Genomic DNA, 14,874 nt, shown 5'->3' with positions numbered 1-14,874 from the left:
CTCACCTCAGAACTCACCGCGATACCAGTTCTGCAGTTTCTTGAACCAGCTGCCCGCCTTGCCCGTGGGTAGCGACGGACGCCGGGGATGTTCGATCTGGCTGCCCATCAGCAGCAGGCCGACGCCGGTGGCGTGCACCGGGTTGCCGACCACTTCGCCCAGGCCGGTGACGTGCTGCGGGATGCCGACGCGCACGGGCATCTGCAGCATCTCTTCGGCCAGCTCGACCACGCCTTCCATCTTCGCGGCGCCGCCGGTCAGCACCATGCCGGCGCGCACGCGTTCCTCGAAGCCGGAGCGGCGGAGTTCGGCCTGCACCATCTCGAAGATCTCCTCGTAGCGCTGCTGCACGGCCTGCGCCAGCGCGTGGCGCGGCAGGCGGCGCGGCGGTCGGTCGCCGACGCTGGGTACCTGGATGCTTTCCTCCGCCGTCGCCAGCTGGGCGAGCGCGCAGGCATAGCGCACCTTGATCTGCTCGGCTTCCGGCGTGGGCGTGCGCAGCATGTGCGCGATGTCGTTGGTCACCTGGTCGCCGGCAATCGGCAGCGACGCGGTGTGGCAGATCGCGCCCTGCACGAATACCGCCAGGTCGGTGGTGCCCGCGCCCATGTCGACCAGCACCACGCCGAGCTCGCGCTCGTCGCTGGTCAGCACGGCCACGCTGGAGGCCAGCGACGAGAAGATCAGGTCATCGATCTGCAGGCCGCAGCGCTGCACGCACTTGCTGATGTTGGCGGCGGCGGACTGCGCGCAGAACACCAGGTGCGCATCCACTTCCAGGCGCACGCCGGTCATGCCGACCGGGTTGCGGATGCCTTCCTGCGAGTTGTCCAGCTTGTACTCGCGCGGGATGGCGTGGAGGATCTTCTGGTCGGCCGGGATGGCGACGGCCTTGGCCGCTTCCAGCACGCGGTCCAGGTCGCCCCAGGTCACTTCGCCGTCGCGGATCGGCACGATGCCGGGCGAGTTGCGGCACTGTACGTGGTTGCCGGAGATCGAGGCGTAGACCGAGCGGATCTCGCAGCCGGCCATCAGCTCGGCCTCCTCGATCGCGCGCTGGATCGACTGCACGGTGGACTCGATGTCCACCACGACGCCGCGCTTGAGACCGCGCGATTCGTGCGAGCCGATGCCGATCACTTCGATCGGATTGCCCGGTGCGTACTCGCCGACCAGCGCCGTCACCTTGGAGGTGCCGATGTCCAGCCCGACGATCAGCGATTTGTCACCCTTGCGATTCATGTTGCGAAACCGGGAGTTGAGAATGGGGAATGGGGAATCGATGCGTGGGGACGTCGGACGGAGGCAGGACGCGGCATGAACGCGCCGGATGTCGCAATCGGCGGCGGCAACGCCAATCCCGACTCTCCATTCCCGATTCCCGGCTTCGCCCAGACAAGGGCGAAGCCATTGGTGTAGCGCAGGTCGGCGCGCACCAGCGGCTGCGCCTGCGCGGCCGTCAGCAGTTGCGGCAGCATCCGCGCGAAGCGGCCCAGGCGCGGACGCGCGTCGGTGCGGCCGACGACGACCTGGGTGCCGTTGCCCAGCAGCAGCGACCAGCTGCCGCGTGCATCCATCACCAGCGTGGTGACATCCAGGCCCATCGGCGCGAACAGCTGGCGCGACTCGTTGTACAGCGCGGTCACTTCCTGCACCTGCGAATCCGGCCCGCCGAGCTGCGGCAGCTCCAGGCCGGTCAGCTCCTTCGGCATCGGGAACAGGCGACCGTGCTCGGACAGCAGCTTGTCGTTGCCCCAGCGCGCGAACGGCTTGTGCTCGGTGATGCGCACTTCCAGCACGTCCGGCCAGCGCTTGCGCACGTCGGCGCGCTCCACCCACGGCAGTTGCTCGACCGCATGCTTGGCGTCTTCCAGCCGCACCGCGAAGAAGCCGCGACGCGCGTGCGGCAACACCGCCGCCTGCAGCTGCGCCGCGTCCACGCGTGCCAGTTCGCCCTGCACGCGCAGCGTGGACAGCGGCCAGCGATCGGCGCCGATCCAGCCGTTGACCACGGCCACGACCGGCAGCGCCACCAGCGCCAGCGCGATCAGCCAGGTCAGGATGCGCAGGGCAGCGTTCATCAGCCCGCCACCTCCGGCACCGTCTGCTCGAGGATGCGCCAGCACAGCTCCTCGAAGCCGATGCCCACCTGCGCCGCTTCCTTCGGCACCAGCGAGTGGCTGGTCATGCCCGGGGCGGTGTTGACTTCCATCAGCAGGAAACGGCCATCGGCATGGCGCATCACGTCGACGCGGCCCCAGCCGCTGCAGCCGGCTGCACGGAAGCCGTCCAGCGCCAGCGCGCGGATGCGTGCTTCGTCGCCGGCATCGTCCAGGCCCGGGCACAGGTACTGCGTGTCCTCGGCGATGTACTTGGCGTGGTAGTCGTACCAGCCCTGCGCCGGCACGATACGCACCGACGGCAGCGCCAGATCGCCGAGGATGGCGACAGTGAACTCGCCGCCGGTGAGCATCTGCTCGGCCAGCAGTTCGCCGGGATACGACGAGGCGAATGCGACCGCGGGCGCGAGGTCGTCCTCGCCCTGGATCTGGAACACACCGACGCTGGAGCCTTCGGCCGACGGCTTGACGAACACCGGGAAGCCCAGCGTACGCACCGCCGCGACCAGATCGCCGCCGGCGGCAATGCGCACGAAGCTCGCCGTCGGCAAACCCGCGGCCTGCCACACCTGCTTGGTGCGGATCTTGTCCATGGTCAGCGCCGAACCGAGCACGCCGGGGCCGGTGTACGGCACGCCGAGCGACTGCAGCAGGCCCTGCAGCACGCCGTTCTCACCATCGCCGCCGTGCATGATGTTGAACACGCGGTCGACCTTGCCGGCGCGGATCGCTTCGACCAGCGCCGGCACGCCGTCCACGGCGAACGCCTGCACGCCGCGCGCGAGCAGCGCGTCGAGCACGTTCTGCCCGGAGTTCAGCGACACCTCGCGTTCGCTGGACACGCCGCCCAGCAGCACGGCGACGCGACCGAAGCGCGATGCGTCGGTGATGCGCAGCGGCGGCACGGTCAGCGCGCTCATGCGGGATCCCTCGCGGCGAAGCCGTGCGCCGCGATGTGCTGCGACATGTGGCCGATGTCGCCGGCGCCCATCAGCAGCAGCAGATCGCCGTCCTGCAGGACGTCGGGCAGCACGTCGACCAGGTCGCTGACCTGGCTGACGACCACCGGCTCGTTACGGCCGCGCGCACGGATGGCGCGCGCCAGCGACTTGGAATCCGCACCGGCGATCGGCTGCTCGCCGGCCGGATAGACCTCGCTCAGCACCAGCGCATCGGCTTCCGACAGCACGGCAGCGAATGCGTCGAACTGGTCGCGCGTGCGGCTGTAGCGGTGCGGCTGGAACGCGACCACCAGGCGCTTGTGCGGCCAGCCGCCGCGCGCAGCCGCGAACACCGCGGCGAGCTCCCTCGGGTGATGGCCGTAGTCATCGACCAGCTGCACGCGCGCGCCCTGCGGCGTGGCGATCTCGCCCAGGTCGTTGAAGCGGCGACCGATGCCGGCGAACTTCTCCAGCGCGGCGGCGATGTTCTCCGGCGACACGCCTAGCTGCCAGCCCACGGCGGCAGCGGCCAGCGCGTTCTGCACGTTGTGGCGGCCCGGCAGCGCCAGGCTGACGCGGATGCTGGCGTCCTCCGGCAGGCGCAGGGTGAAGTGCATGCGACCGCCTTCCTGCGTCACCTCTTCGGCGCGCACGTCGGCGTTCTCGGCAAAGCCGTAGCTCATCACGTGGCGCGGCGTGTCGGCGGCGATGGCGGCGACTTCCGGATCGTCGATGCACAGCACCGCCAGGCCGTAGAACGGCAGGCGCTGCAGGAACTCGGCGAACGCCGCCTTCACCCGCTCGAAGTCGTTGCCGTAGTTTTCCAGGTGATCGGCATCGATGTTGGTGACGATGGAGATCAGCGGATTCAGGCGCAGGAAGCTGCCGTCGCTCTCGTCGGCCTCGGCGACCAGCCACTGGCCGTCGCCGAGCTTGGCGTTGGCGCCGGCGGCAAGCAGTTGCCCGCCGATGACGAAGGTCGGGTCCAGTCCGCCTTCGCTCAGCACAGCCGCGGCCAGGCTGGTGGTGGTGGTCTTGCCATGCGTGCCGGCCACGGCGATGCCGCGACGGAAACGCATCAGTTCAGCCAGCATCGCCGCGCGCGGGACGATCGGGATGCGCTGGCTGCGCGCTTCCATCAGTTCCGGGTTGTCGTGCTTGATCGCACTCGACACCACCACGCAGTCGGTGCCCAGCACGTTCGACGCATTGTGGCCGCGCATCACCCGTGCACCCAGCGAGGCCAGGCGACGGGTCGCGGCGTTGTCGGCATTGTCCGAGCCGGAGACTTCATAGCCCAGCGTGCACAGCACCTCGGCGATGCCGCTCATGCCGGAGCCGCCGATGCCGACGAAGTGCACCCGACGGAACGCCTGCGCCAGGTTGCCGGTGTGCTGCAGACGGCGCTCGCGTGCGGCGGCGATCATGGGGTACCTCCGCAAGCGGAGGGAATGGGGAATGGGGAATAGGGAATGGGGAATGCGCACGCGCACTTGTCAGCCACGCCGCGATGCCGCGTTTCCATTCTCCATTCCCTATTCCCGATTCCCAGCTTCATAGCGCTTCTTCCAGAATGATGTCGGCGATGCGGTCGGCCGCATCGGTTTTCGCCAGCGTGCGCGCGGCCTCTGCCATCGCCAGGCGGCGGGCGGGGTCGCCGGCGAGGTCGCGCAGCGTCGCGGCCAGTGTCGTGGCCAGTGCCTCGTCCTGCTTCAGCAGTACGGCGGCATCGCGCTCGACCAGGTATTCGGCGTTGCGGGTCTGGTGGTCGTCCACGGCCTGCGCGAACGGCACCAGCACGCTGCCCACGCCGACCGCGCACAGCTCGGCGAGGGTGGAGGCGCCGGAGCGGCAGACGACCAGATCGGCCCAAGCGTAGGCTTCGGCCATGTCGGTGATGAAGGCCTCCACGCGCGCTGCCACGCCGGCATCCGCATAGGCCTTGGCCGCTTCGTCGCGCAGCTTCTCGCCGCATTGGTGGCGCACGTCGACGCTGCCTGCCGGCAAGGCCGCGATGGCCTGCGGAACCGCCAGGTTCAAGGCACGCGCACCCTGGCTGCCGCCGAGCACGAGCACGCGCATCGGGCCGGTGCGACCGGCGAAGCGGATGGACGGTGCCGGCAACTTCGCGATCTCCTCGCGCACCGGATTGCCGACCACTTCCTCGCGTTGCGGGAATGCACCGGGGAAGCCGGTCATCACCCGACGAGCGACCTTCACCAGCATGCGGTTGGTGAAGCCGGCCGCGCGGTTCTGTTCGTGCACCAGCAGCGGCAGGCCCAGCAGCCGCGCGGCAACGCCACCCGGACCGGCAGCGAATCCGCCGAAGCTCACCACCGCGCGCGGCGCGCGGCGACGCAGCACGAAGCCGGCCGCGCGGATCGCACGCAGCACGCGCACCGGCGCACCGAGCAGGGCCAGCGTGCCCTTGCCGCGCAGGCCGGTGATGGCCAGCGTATCCAGCGGGATGTCGTGCGGCGGTACCAGTCGCGTTTCCATCGCGCCGTCGGCACCCAGCCACACCACCGGCACGCCGCGCGCGCGCAGCACCTTGGCCACGGCGAGCGCGGGGAAGATGTGGCCGCCGGTGCCGCCGGCCATGATCATCACGGGAGCCGACATCACCGCGCTCATGCCAGCCTCTCGAAGGTCGGCTCGACGCGCGGTTGCGGGCGGCGGGTGCCGCGCAGCGTCTGCGAGAGCGATGACGCCACGACCGATGCGGGTGCAGGCGTCGCCGGGCGCGGATCGACCGGCGCACGCGGCGCCTCGTTGCCGCCCTGCACGGCCTCGCCCCGCAACGCGACCTGGCGCTGGGTGCGCTCCAGTTCGTACGACACGCGCAGCAGCAGGCCCATCGCCACGCAGGTCATCAGGATGCTCGAACCGCCGGACGAGATCAGCGGCAGGGTCAGGCCCTTGGTCGGCAGCAGGCCGAGGTTCACGCCCATCGACACGAAGCTCTGCATGCCGATCCACAACGCCACGCCGAAGGCGACATAGCCGGCGAAGTGGCGGCGCATCTCCACGCAGCGCAGGCCGATCACGAAGGCGCGGCCGACCAGCAGCGCATACAGCGCCACCACCAGGCAGATGCCGACAAAGCCGAGTTCCTCGCCGATCACCGAGAAGATGAAGTCGGTATGCACTTCCGGCAGGTAGTTGAGCTTCAGCACCGAGCCGCCCAGGCCGATGCCGCCCCACTCGCCGCGACCGATCGCCATCAGCGCATTGGTCAGCTGGTAGCCGCTGCCGAACGGATCGGCCCACGGGTCGGAGAACGAAGTGATTCGGCGCCACCGGTACGGCTCGGCGATGGCGATCACGGCCATGATCGGCAACCCGACCAGCACCGGACCGAACATGCGCGGCATGTTCACGCCGCCCAGCACCAGCATGCCGGCGGTGATGGCCAGCAGCAGCGAGGACGAACCGAAGTCGGGCTGCAGCAGCAGCAGTACCACCAGCACCACCACCACGCCCAGCGGCTTCAGCATCGCGGCCCAGGTCGCATTGACCTCGTCGCGGAAACGCACCAGATAGCTGGCGAGCCAGACGATGAAGAACACCTTCACCACCTCGACCACCTGGAAGTTCGACACGCCCAGGTTGATCCAGCGGTGCGCACCCTTCACGCTCACGCCCAGTCCGGGCACGAACACCATCAGCAGCAGCACCACGCAGCCGAGCAGCAGCAGGTGGTTGCGCGCTTCGATGCTCTTCAGTTCGGTGCGCGTCACCCACCACGCCAGTCCGGCGCCGGCCACCAGGAACATGCCGTGGCGGACCAAGTAGTAGAACGGGTTGCCGTGCTGGTAGATCGACGCCGACGCCACCATCACCACGCCCAACGACGCCAGCGCCAGCATGGCGCCGAGCAACCAGGGGTCGAAACGGCCCCCGATGGCTTCCAGTCGCGTGGCTTGGCGCGGCGTGTCGTTCATCAGCGCACCTTCAACGTGGCCAGGCCAACGAGGACCAGCACGACGGAGATGATCCAGAAGCGCACGATCACCCGCGGCTCCGGCCAGCCCTTCAGCTCGAAGTGGTGGTGGATCGGCGCCATGCGGAACACGCGCTTGCCGGTCAGCTTGAACGAGGCCACCTGTATCATCACCGACAGCGTCTCGATGACGAAGATGCCGCCCATGATCACCAGCACCAGTTCCTGGCGCACGATCACCGCGATGGTGCCCAGCACGGCGCCCAGCGCCAGTGCGCCGATGTCGCCCATGAACACCATCGCCGGATAGGTGTTGAACCACAGGAAGCCCAGGCCCGCGCCGGCGATCGCCGCGCAGATGATGGTCAGTTCGCCCGCCCCCGGCACCGGCGGGATCTGCAGGTAGCTGGAGAACACCGCGTTGCCCGACGCATAGGCGAACACGCCCAGCGCGCAGGCGACCAGCACCGTCGGCATGATCGCCAGCCCGTCCAGGCCATCGGTCAAGTTGACCGCGTTGGAGAAGCCGACGATCCAGAAGTAGGCGATGGCCACGAAGCCGACGCCGGCCAGCGGCAACGCGATCGACTTGAAGAACGGCACGTAGAACGTCGTGGCCGCCGGCACGTCGGCGTACAGGTACAGGTACAGGCCCGCGGCCAGGCCGAAGATCGACTGCAGCAGGTACTTCCAGCGCGACTTCAGGCCGTTGGGATCGCGCTTGACGATCTTGATCCAGTCGTCGTACCAGCCGATGGCGCCGAACGTCAGCATCACCAGCAGCACCACCCACACATACTTGTTGCGCAGGTCGCCCCACAGCAGCACCGACAGCAGCACCGTCATCAGGATCAGCGCACCGCCCATCGTCGGCGTGCCGGCCTTGGAGAAGTGCGACTGCGGGCCGTCCTTGCGGATCGGCTGGCCGCCCTTCAGCTGGCCGAGCTTGCGGATCACCGCCGGGCCCAGCCACAGCGACAGCGCCAGCGACGTCAGCGCCGCGAGGATGCCGCGGAACGTCAGGTAGCCGAACAGGCCGAAGAAGTTTTCCAGGCTCTGCAGCCAGCGAGCCAGTTCAAGCAACATGCGGTGTGTCCTCCCCGGTGGACAGCAAGGCGGCGACGATCCGGTCCATCGCGCTGCCGCGCGAGCCCTTGACCAGGCAGCGCACGCCGTCGCGCAATCCGCCGCGCAGCGCGTCGGCCAGCGAGGCGTGGTCGTCGAAGGCGAGCGCGCCCTCGCCGAAGGCGGCGGCGGCGGCGGCACTGAGCGGACCCAGCGTGTACAGGCGGCGCAGTCCGGCGGCCTTCGCGCGACGGCCGGCGTCGGCATGCAACGCCTCGGCGTCGTCGCCCAGCTCGCGCATGTCGCCCAGCACCAGCCAGCCCTCGCCGCCCGCCTGCGCGCTGGCGGCCGCCAGCGTGTCGATGGCGGCGATCAGCGAGCCCGGATTGGCGTTGTAACTGTCGTCGATCACCACCGCGCCGTTCGGCAACGTGTGCGCGACCTGGCGACCGGCGACCGGCTGCGCGGCCGACAGACCGTCGGCAATGATCGCCAGCGACACCCCGCAGGCCATTGCGATGCCTGCGGCGGCCAGTGCATTGAGCACGTTATGCCGACCCGGCAGGTGCAGCTGCACCGCGATCTCGCCATGCGGCGCCACCAGCACGAAATCCGAACCGTCGGCCGTCGCGCGGATGTCGCGCGCGGTCAGGTCGGCGGTCGCCTCCAGGCCGAAGCGGAGGATGCGGCGGTCGGGCACGCGGCTGGCGAAATACTCGGCGAAGGCGTCGTCGGCATTGATCACCGCGGTGCCGTCGGCGGGCAGCGCCTCGTAGATCGCGCCCTTGGTCTCGGCCACGCCCATCAGCGAGCCCAGGCGCTCCAGATGCGCGGCCGCGATGTTGTTCACCAGCGCCACTTCCGGCGTGACGATGTCGGTCAGGTAGGCGATGTCGCCGGGCTTGCCCGCGCCCATTTCGTAGACCGAGAAGTCGGCGTCGTCCGGCGCCTCGATCACGGCCATCGGCAGGCCGATCTCGTTGTTGCGGTTGCCGGGATTGAAGTAGGCCACGCCGGCGCGCTGCAGGATCGACACCACCAGCGTCTTCACCGTGGTCTTGCCGTTGCTGCCGGTGATCGCGACCGTCTTCTCCACCCGATCGCGCTGCAGGCCGGCGGCGATGCGCGCCAGCGCCAGCAACGTATCCGGCACCACCACCTGCGGCACGTCGACCTTGACCTCGTGGTCGACCAGCACGGCGGCGGCACCACGCATGGCGGCGTCGTAGGCGAAGTCGTGACCGTCGAAGCGCTCGCCGCGCAGGGCGACATACAGGCTGCCCGGCACCAGCGCGCGGGTGTCGTGGGTCAGCGAGCCGATCACCAGGTCATCGCCCAGCAGTTCGCCGCCCGCCCAGTGCGCCAGCAGGGAAAGGGGAAGCCGCTTCATCGACGGTCCTCCAGCGCCTGGCGCGCCACGGCGGTGTCGTCGAACGGATGCTTCACGCCATGGATGTCCTGGTAGGGCTCGTGGCCCTTGCCGGCCACCAGTACGATGTCGTCGGGTCCGGCCTGCGCGACGGCCTGCGCGATCGCCTGCGCGCGGTCGCGCTGCACGAGGATCGCGTCCGGCTTCGCGAAGCCGGCCATGATGTCGGCCACGATGCGGTCGCCGTCCTCGGTGCGCGGGTTGTCGTCGGTCACCAGCACCACATCCGCCAGACGCTCGGCGATGGCCGCCATCTGCGGACGCTTGCCGGTGTCGCGGTCGCCGCCGCAGCCGAACACGCAGAACAGCCTGCCCTGCACGTGGTCGCGCAGGCTGGCCAATGCCTGTTCCAGCGCATCCGGCGTATGCGCGTAGTCGATGACGACCAGCGGACGGCGGTTGCCGGCCGCATCGCTGTCGCCGCCGAGCCGGTTCATGCGGCCGTGGATCGGCGCCAGCCGCGACAGCGTGCGCGCGATGTCGGCCGGCGTGTCGCCCAGCGCATGCAGCGCGCCGGCCACCGCCAGCAGATTGTCCACGTTGAAGCGGCCCAGCAGGCGCGACTGCACCGGCTGGACGTCGTCGCCGAGGACCAGGTCGAAGGCGATGCCGTTGCCGTCCAGGCGCAGCGCGTCCGCGCGCACGCTGGCGTCGGCCTGCCCGCGCGAGCTCACGCCGATGCGCTGCAGGCCATGCGGCAGCCGTGCGAACAGCTCGCGGCCATAGGCATCGTCGAGGTTGATCACGCCCGCCTTCAGGCCGGTGCGGAAGAACAGCAGCGACTTGGCGGCGCCGTAACGCTCCATGTCACCGTGGTAATCCAGATGGTCGCGGGTGAGGTTGGTGAACACGCCGACATCGAAATGCACGGCGTCCACGCGGCCCTGGTCCAGCGCGTGCGAACTGACTTCCATTGCGACAGCCTTGGCGCCGGCATCGCGGAACTGCGCCAGCAGCGCATGCATCTGCAACACCAGCGGCGTGGTGAAGCCGGTGGGCACCACTTCGCCGTACATGCCGGCGCCGAGCGTACCGACGGTCGCGCAGCGCACCCCGCGCAGGTGCCAGGCCTGCGCCAGCAACTGCACGGTGGACGTCTTGCCGTTGGTGCCGGTGACGCCGACCATCTTCATGTCGTGCGACGGAGCGGCATGGAAGCGGTCCGCCATCGTGCCCATGCGCGCACGCAGGCCGGGCACCGCGATCGCATCGCGCGGCGCTTCCAGCCCTTCCGGCACGGGCGGCTCGAACAGGATCGCGCTGGCGCCGTTTTCCTTCGCCTGCGCGGCGAAGTTCAGGCCGTGCGCACCGAAGCCGGCGATCGCGACGAAGGCGTCGCCGGGCTGCACGCTGCGGCTGTCCAGCGTCAGGCCACGCACGACGATGTCGCGCGGCACGTCCACGTCGGGCAGCAGTTCGGCGAGCGCCATCATCCGCCTCATCGCGTCGCACCCGTCGCCGGCAGGGCGGCCTGCGGCGCATCGAACGCGGACGGGTCCATCGTGTCGACCATGTCGTCGGCGATCGGCGTCGGCGCGGGAGCCGGCGCACTGCCGCCCGGCGCGTTCGCGTTCTTCGCCTGCGCAGCGAGCCATGCCTCGATGTCGTCCGGCGGCACGTCCATCAGGCGCAGCGTCCCGTCCATCACGTCGTGGAACACGGGCGCGGCCACCAGGCCGCCGTAGTAGCCGCCTTCCTGCGAATCGTTGATCACCACCACCGCGGCGAAGCGGGGATTGCTGGCCGGTACCAGACCGGCGAAGAACGAGGCGTAGCGGCCCTTCGCGTAGCCGCCGCCAGAGGCGATGCGGGCCGTTCCGGTCTTGCCCGCCACGCGGTAGCCGAGCACGCCGGCGCGCTTGGCGCCGCCCTGCGTCACCACGGTTTCCATCATGCCGACGACTTCACGCGCGATGGCCGGATCCAGCACCTGCGGCGCTTCGCTGCGCTGGCCCTTCACGAACGTCGGCGTGACCAGCCTGCCGCCGTTGCCCAGCGCCGAATACGCACGCGCGATCTGCAGCGGCGTCACCGCCAGGCCGTAGCCGTAGGACATGGTGGCCTTCTGCAGGCCGTTCCAGCGATCCGGCGGCGCCAGCATACCGGCGGACTCACCCGGGAACCCGCTGCCGGGCTTCTGGCCGTAGCCGAAGCTGTGGATGCTCTCGTAGAAATAGGCGTTCGGCAGCTTCTCGGCGATCTTGATCGACCCGATGTTCGAGCTCTTGGTGATCACGCCGGTGACGGTCAGCACGCCGTTGTTCCGCGGCACGTCACGGATGGTGTAACGGCTGTTCAACGCCATGTAGCCCGGATTGGTGTTGACCAGCGTCGACGGCGTCACCACGCCGGCTTTCAGCGCCGTCGAGACGGTCAGCGGCTTCATCGTCGAACCCGGCTCGATCATGTCGGTCAGCGCGCGGTTGCGGCGCGCATCCGGCTTCACCCGCTCGATCGCATTGGGGTTGTAGGTCGGCAGGTTGACCATCGCCAGCACTTCGCCGGTGGCCACGTCCATGATGACGATGGAGCCGCTGCTGGCCTGGTGCTCGAGCAGCGCATTGCGCAGCTCGCGGTGCGCCAGGTACTGGATGCGGCGGTCGATGCTGAGCGTCAGGTCCTTGCCCGGCTGTGCGGAGCGGATCAGGTCGACGTTCTCGACGATGCGGCCGCGATTGTCGCGGATCACCTTCTGCGCACCCGGCGTACCGCTGAGCCATTCGTCGAAGGCCAGCTCCAGCCCTTCCTGGCCGCGGTCGTCGATGTTGGTGAAGCCCAGCACATGGGCCATCGCCGGCCCCTGCGGATAGAAGCGACGGAACTCGCGCTGCGAGAACACGCCGGGAATCCGGTGCGCGAGGATCTTCTGCGCCTCGTCCGGGTTGATCCGGCGCTTGAGGTACAGGAATTCCTTGTCGGCCTTCTGCGACAGGCGGTGGGTCAGGTGGTCGAGCGGCACGCCCAGCACCTGCGCCAGTTCGGGCAGGCGGTCCGGCGCCTTCAGCAGTTCCTGCGGATTGCCCCACACCGATTCCACCGGCGAGGACACCGCCACCGGCTCGCCGTTGCGGTCGGTGATCATGCCGCGCGAGGTGGGGATGGGAATCTCGCGCAGGAAGCGCGCATCGCCCTGGCGCTGGTAGAAATCGTGGTTGATCAGCTGCACGTAGGCCGCGCGCCCGACCAGACTGACCGAGCACAGGCCCATCGCGCCGAGCACCAGCGCGAGGCGGCCGCGCAGGTTGAAGCGCGCGCGGTTGCGGTTCTTGGCGGGCGCGGCGGTCATGGGCGAATCACCACCACGTCGGCCGCTTCCGGGAACTTCATGCCCAGGCGCACGCGCGCGACCTGGTCGATGCGCGTGGCCTCCGCCACGGTCGCCTGCTCCAGCTGCAGGCGACCGAATTCGACGTTCAGCTCGTCGCGCGCGCGCTCCAGCCGCGTCACTTCATCGAACAGCACGCGATGGCGATGGCGCGCATAGACCACGCCGATCGCCGAGGCGATGTTGGCCAGCACCAGCACGATGATCAGGAAGCGGCTCATGCGGTGCCTCCTGTGGAGGCCGGGATTGGGGATTCGGGATTCGGGATTCGGGAAGCAGCCGCAGATGCCGAGCTGCGGCTACCGCCGATGCTCTTGTCCTTCTCTGTTGCGAATCCCGAATCCCCATTCCCGATTTCCAGCTTCTCCGCCACCCGCAGCACCGCGCTGCGCGCGCGCGGGTTGGCGGCGACTTCGTCGGCCTCGCCTTTCTGTCCGCTGCCGATGGCGCGCAGCGTGGGGACGAAGTCCACCGCCACCGGGAACCGGCGATTGGCCGGCGGCGCCTTGGCATGCTTGTTGACGAACTGCTTGACGATGCGGTCTTCCAGCGAGTGGAAGCTGATCACCGCCAGCCGGCCGCCGGTCTTGAGCCGCGCCAGCGCCGCATCCAGTCCGGCTTCCAGGTCCGCCAGTTCGCGGTTGATGTGGATGCGGATGGCCTGGAAGCTGCGCGTGGCCGGATGGATCTTCTCGCCGCGCGGCATGACCGACGCGATCGCGGCCGCCAGGTCGGCGGTGCGGGTGAACGGCTGGGTCGCGCGACGGGCGACGATGGCGCGGGCGATGCGGCGGCTCTGCTTCTCTTCGCCGTAGGTCCACAGCACGTCGGCGATGTCGCGCTCGTCGGCACGGGCGATCCACTCGGCGGCGCTCTCGCCGGACTCCGGATCCATGCGCATGTCCAGCGGACCGTCCTTGCCGAAGCTGAAACCGCGCTCGGCCACGTCCAGCTGCGGCGACGACACGCCCAGGTCGAGCAGCACGCCGTCCAGGCCGGCGGCGGTTTCGTCCCATTGCGCCAGCGAGGCGAAGCTGCCGCGGAAGATCGACACGCGCGCATCGCCCGCGAACGTCTGTTCGGCATGCGCGATCGCGTCGGGATCCTTGTCCATCAACAGCAGCCGGCCTCCCGGGCCGAGTTGTTGCAGCACGCCGCGCGCATGACCTCCGCGCCCGAAGGTGCCGTCCAGATATGTCCCGTCCTCTTTCACCTGCAGCCCTTCCATGACCTGCGTGTACAACACCGGCAAGTGCAGCGCTGGAAGGTGACCGGCCGGCGCGGACTGCCGCTTGCCGTCACCGTGGTTCACAAGCGCAGCTCGAGCATGTGCGCGCTCAGATCGTCGTCAGTGAGGGTCTGACGGATCTGCGCGTGATGCGCCTGTTCGCTCCAGAGTTCGAACTTCTCGCCCATGCCCAGCAGCACGGCTTTCTTCTCGATGCCCACCGCGCTGCGATGGCTGGCCGGCACGCTGATGCGTCCGTTGCCGTCCAGTTCGACCGGCGACGCGGCGCCGATCAGCTTCAGCTGCAGGCTGCGGTGCGCCTTCTGGGTGCTGGGGAGCTTGCTGACCTCGTCGCGGACCCGCTGCCAGACCTTTTCGGGATACAGGTACAGGCTGCCGGCCTCGAAGGGGTTGTAGGTGATGACCAGACGGTTGCCGCACTCGCGCGCGACAAGGTCGCGGTACGCGGTGGGCACCGCGAGCCGTCCCTTGTCGTCCACTGTGATGGCGGTCTCACCCTGAAACACAGGCCTTGCCTTCCCGACGCGCGAATGAGCGATCAATTGAACCACGAAAAACCACTGAAAACCCGGTTTTCCCTCTGTTGCCCACCTTAGCACCGCGCACAGGGTTGTCAACAGGAATGCGGAGCGGAAATCGCTTGGCGGATCAATGGCTTGCAGCGAACTTCAGAGACTTGTTCAAACCTTATCCACAAGTTGCTGTTTCGTCTCAAATTTTGATATTGAGGAACGATTCAGTGAGGTGACCGTCGTTTCACATCAAGCCGGGAAGGCCGGTGCCGGCCGGACTGGAACTGCGC

At 68.9% G+C, this 14,874-nt stretch carries 12 protein-coding genes and 1 pseudogene; all 13 read right to left on the bottom strand.

The genetic code is table 11. The annotated features are described in order from the left end of the window. Positions 1–6 precede the first annotated feature (6 nt). Positions 7–1,242, bottom strand: a complete 1,236-nt coding sequence (ftsA, locus tag MMG85_RS05230) for a cell division protein FtsA (protein WP_055940270.1) — start codon at positions 1,240–1,242, stop codon at positions 7–9. Beyond that, positions 1,239–2,081: a cell division protein FtsQ/DivIB gene (locus MMG85_RS05225; protein ID WP_241045062.1), complete on the bottom strand. Its 843-nt coding sequence runs from the start codon at positions 2,079–2,081 to the stop codon at positions 1,239–1,241. The genes ftsA and MMG85_RS05225 overlap by 4 nt, the downstream gene beginning before the upstream one ends. Next, positions 2,081–3,040, bottom strand: coding sequence for a D-alanine--D-alanine ligase (locus MMG85_RS05220; protein ID WP_241045061.1), 960 nt, complete (start codon positions 3,038–3,040; stop codon positions 2,081–2,083). Before MMG85_RS05220 ends, MMG85_RS05225 begins: the two co-directional genes overlap by 1 nt. Beyond that, complete coding sequence (gene murC / locus MMG85_RS05215; RefSeq protein ID WP_241045060.1) at positions 3,037–4,488, bottom strand: UDP-N-acetylmuramate--L-alanine ligase; 1,452 nt, start codon at positions 4,486–4,488, stop codon at positions 3,037–3,039. Before murC ends, MMG85_RS05220 begins: the two co-directional genes overlap by 4 nt. A gap of 127 nt (positions 4,489–4,615) precedes the next feature. Then, positions 4,616–5,683 (bottom strand): undecaprenyldiphospho-muramoylpentapeptide beta-N-acetylglucosaminyltransferase, encoded by a 1,068-nt coding sequence (murG, locus tag MMG85_RS05210; RefSeq protein ID WP_241045059.1) that lies wholly within the window; start codon positions 5,681–5,683, stop codon positions 4,616–4,618. Between the two features lie 8 nt (positions 5,684–5,691). Continuing rightward, complete coding sequence (ftsW, locus tag MMG85_RS05205) at positions 5,692–7,005, bottom strand: putative lipid II flippase FtsW (protein WP_241045058.1); 1,314 nt, start codon at positions 7,003–7,005, stop codon at positions 5,692–5,694. Beyond that, complete coding sequence (gene mraY / locus MMG85_RS05200; protein ID WP_241045057.1) at positions 7,005–8,090, bottom strand: phospho-N-acetylmuramoyl-pentapeptide-transferase; 1,086 nt, start codon at positions 8,088–8,090, stop codon at positions 7,005–7,007. Before mraY ends, ftsW begins: the two co-directional genes overlap by 1 nt. After that, positions 8,080–9,459: a UDP-N-acetylmuramoyl-tripeptide--D-alanyl-D-alanine ligase gene (gene murF, locus MMG85_RS05195; protein WP_241045056.1), complete on the bottom strand. Its 1,380-nt coding sequence runs from the start codon at positions 9,457–9,459 to the stop codon at positions 8,080–8,082. Before murF ends, mraY begins: the two co-directional genes overlap by 11 nt. After that, positions 9,456–10,940: a UDP-N-acetylmuramoyl-L-alanyl-D-glutamate--2,6-diaminopimelate ligase gene (locus MMG85_RS05190; RefSeq protein ID WP_241045055.1), complete on the bottom strand. Its 1,485-nt coding sequence runs from the start codon at positions 10,938–10,940 to the stop codon at positions 9,456–9,458. Before MMG85_RS05190 ends, murF begins: the two co-directional genes overlap by 4 nt. A gap of 134 nt (positions 10,941–11,074) precedes the next feature. Next, positions 11,075–12,784 (bottom strand): annotated as a pseudogene (locus MMG85_RS05185) (penicillin-binding transpeptidase domain-containing protein); the annotation flags it as partial. Next, on the bottom strand, positions 12,781–13,044 hold the full coding sequence (gene ftsL / locus MMG85_RS05180; RefSeq protein ID WP_055940252.1) for a cell division protein FtsL: 264 nt from the start codon (positions 13,042–13,044) through the stop codon (positions 12,781–12,783). The pseudogene MMG85_RS05185 and the gene ftsL, both read right to left, overlap by 4 nt. Then, positions 13,041–14,135 (bottom strand): 16S rRNA (cytosine(1402)-N(4))-methyltransferase RsmH, encoded by a 1,095-nt coding sequence (gene rsmH / locus MMG85_RS05175; RefSeq protein ID WP_345778839.1) that lies wholly within the window; start codon positions 14,133–14,135, stop codon positions 13,041–13,043. Before rsmH ends, ftsL begins: the two co-directional genes overlap by 4 nt. Continuing rightward, positions 14,132–14,578 carry a division/cell wall cluster transcriptional repressor MraZ gene (gene mraZ / locus MMG85_RS05170; protein ID WP_055940247.1) on the bottom strand — a complete coding sequence of 149 codons (447 nt, stop codon included), beginning with the start codon at positions 14,576–14,578 and terminating at the stop codon, positions 14,132–14,134. The genes rsmH and mraZ overlap by 4 nt, the downstream gene beginning before the upstream one ends. Positions 14,579–14,874: the final 296 nt, after the last annotated feature.

The organism is Pseudoxanthomonas sp. LH2527, from assembly GCF_022539275.1.
GTDB lineage: Bacteria > Pseudomonadota > Gammaproteobacteria > Xanthomonadales > Xanthomonadaceae > Pseudoxanthomonas_A.
The sequence above is the reverse complement of the archived record's forward strand: the minus strand, read 5'-3'. Positions and strand labels throughout refer to the sequence as shown.

What these genes read in the sequence shown, in the direction of transcription:
- ftsA (WP_055940270.1), bottom strand. Translation starts at nt 1,242, where the DNA reads ATGAATCGCAAGGGTGACAAATCGCTGATCGTCGGGCTGGACATCGGC.
- MMG85_RS05225 (WP_241045062.1), bottom strand. Translation starts at nt 2,081, where the DNA reads ATGAACGCTGCCCTGCGCATCCTGACCTGGCTGATCGCGCTGGCGCTG.
- MMG85_RS05220 (WP_241045061.1), bottom strand. Translation starts at nt 3,040, where the DNA reads ATGAGCGCGCTGACCGTGCCGCCGCTGCGCATCACCGACGCATCGCGC.
- murC (WP_241045060.1), bottom strand. Translation starts at nt 4,488, where the DNA reads ATGATCGCCGCCGCACGCGAGCGCCGTCTGCAGCACACCGGCAACCTG.
- murG (WP_241045059.1), bottom strand. Translation starts at nt 5,683, where the DNA reads ATGTCGGCTCCCGTGATGATCATGGCCGGCGGCACCGGCGGCCACATC.
- ftsW (WP_241045058.1), bottom strand. Translation starts at nt 7,005, where the DNA reads ATGAACGACACGCCGCGCCAAGCCACGCGACTGGAAGCCATCGGGGGC.
- mraY (WP_241045057.1), bottom strand. Translation starts at nt 8,090, where the DNA reads ATGTTGCTTGAACTGGCTCGCTGGCTGCAGAGCCTGGAAAACTTCTTC.
- murF (WP_241045056.1), bottom strand. Translation starts at nt 9,459, where the DNA reads ATGAAGCGGCTTCCCCTTTCCCTGCTGGCGCACTGGGCGGGCGGCGAA.
- MMG85_RS05190 (WP_241045055.1), bottom strand. Translation starts at nt 10,940, where the DNA reads ATGAGGCGGATGATGGCGCTCGCCGAACTGCTGCCCGACGTGGACGTG.
- ftsL (WP_055940252.1), bottom strand. Translation starts at nt 13,044, where the DNA reads ATGAGCCGCTTCCTGATCATCGTGCTGGTGCTGGCCAACATCGCCTCG.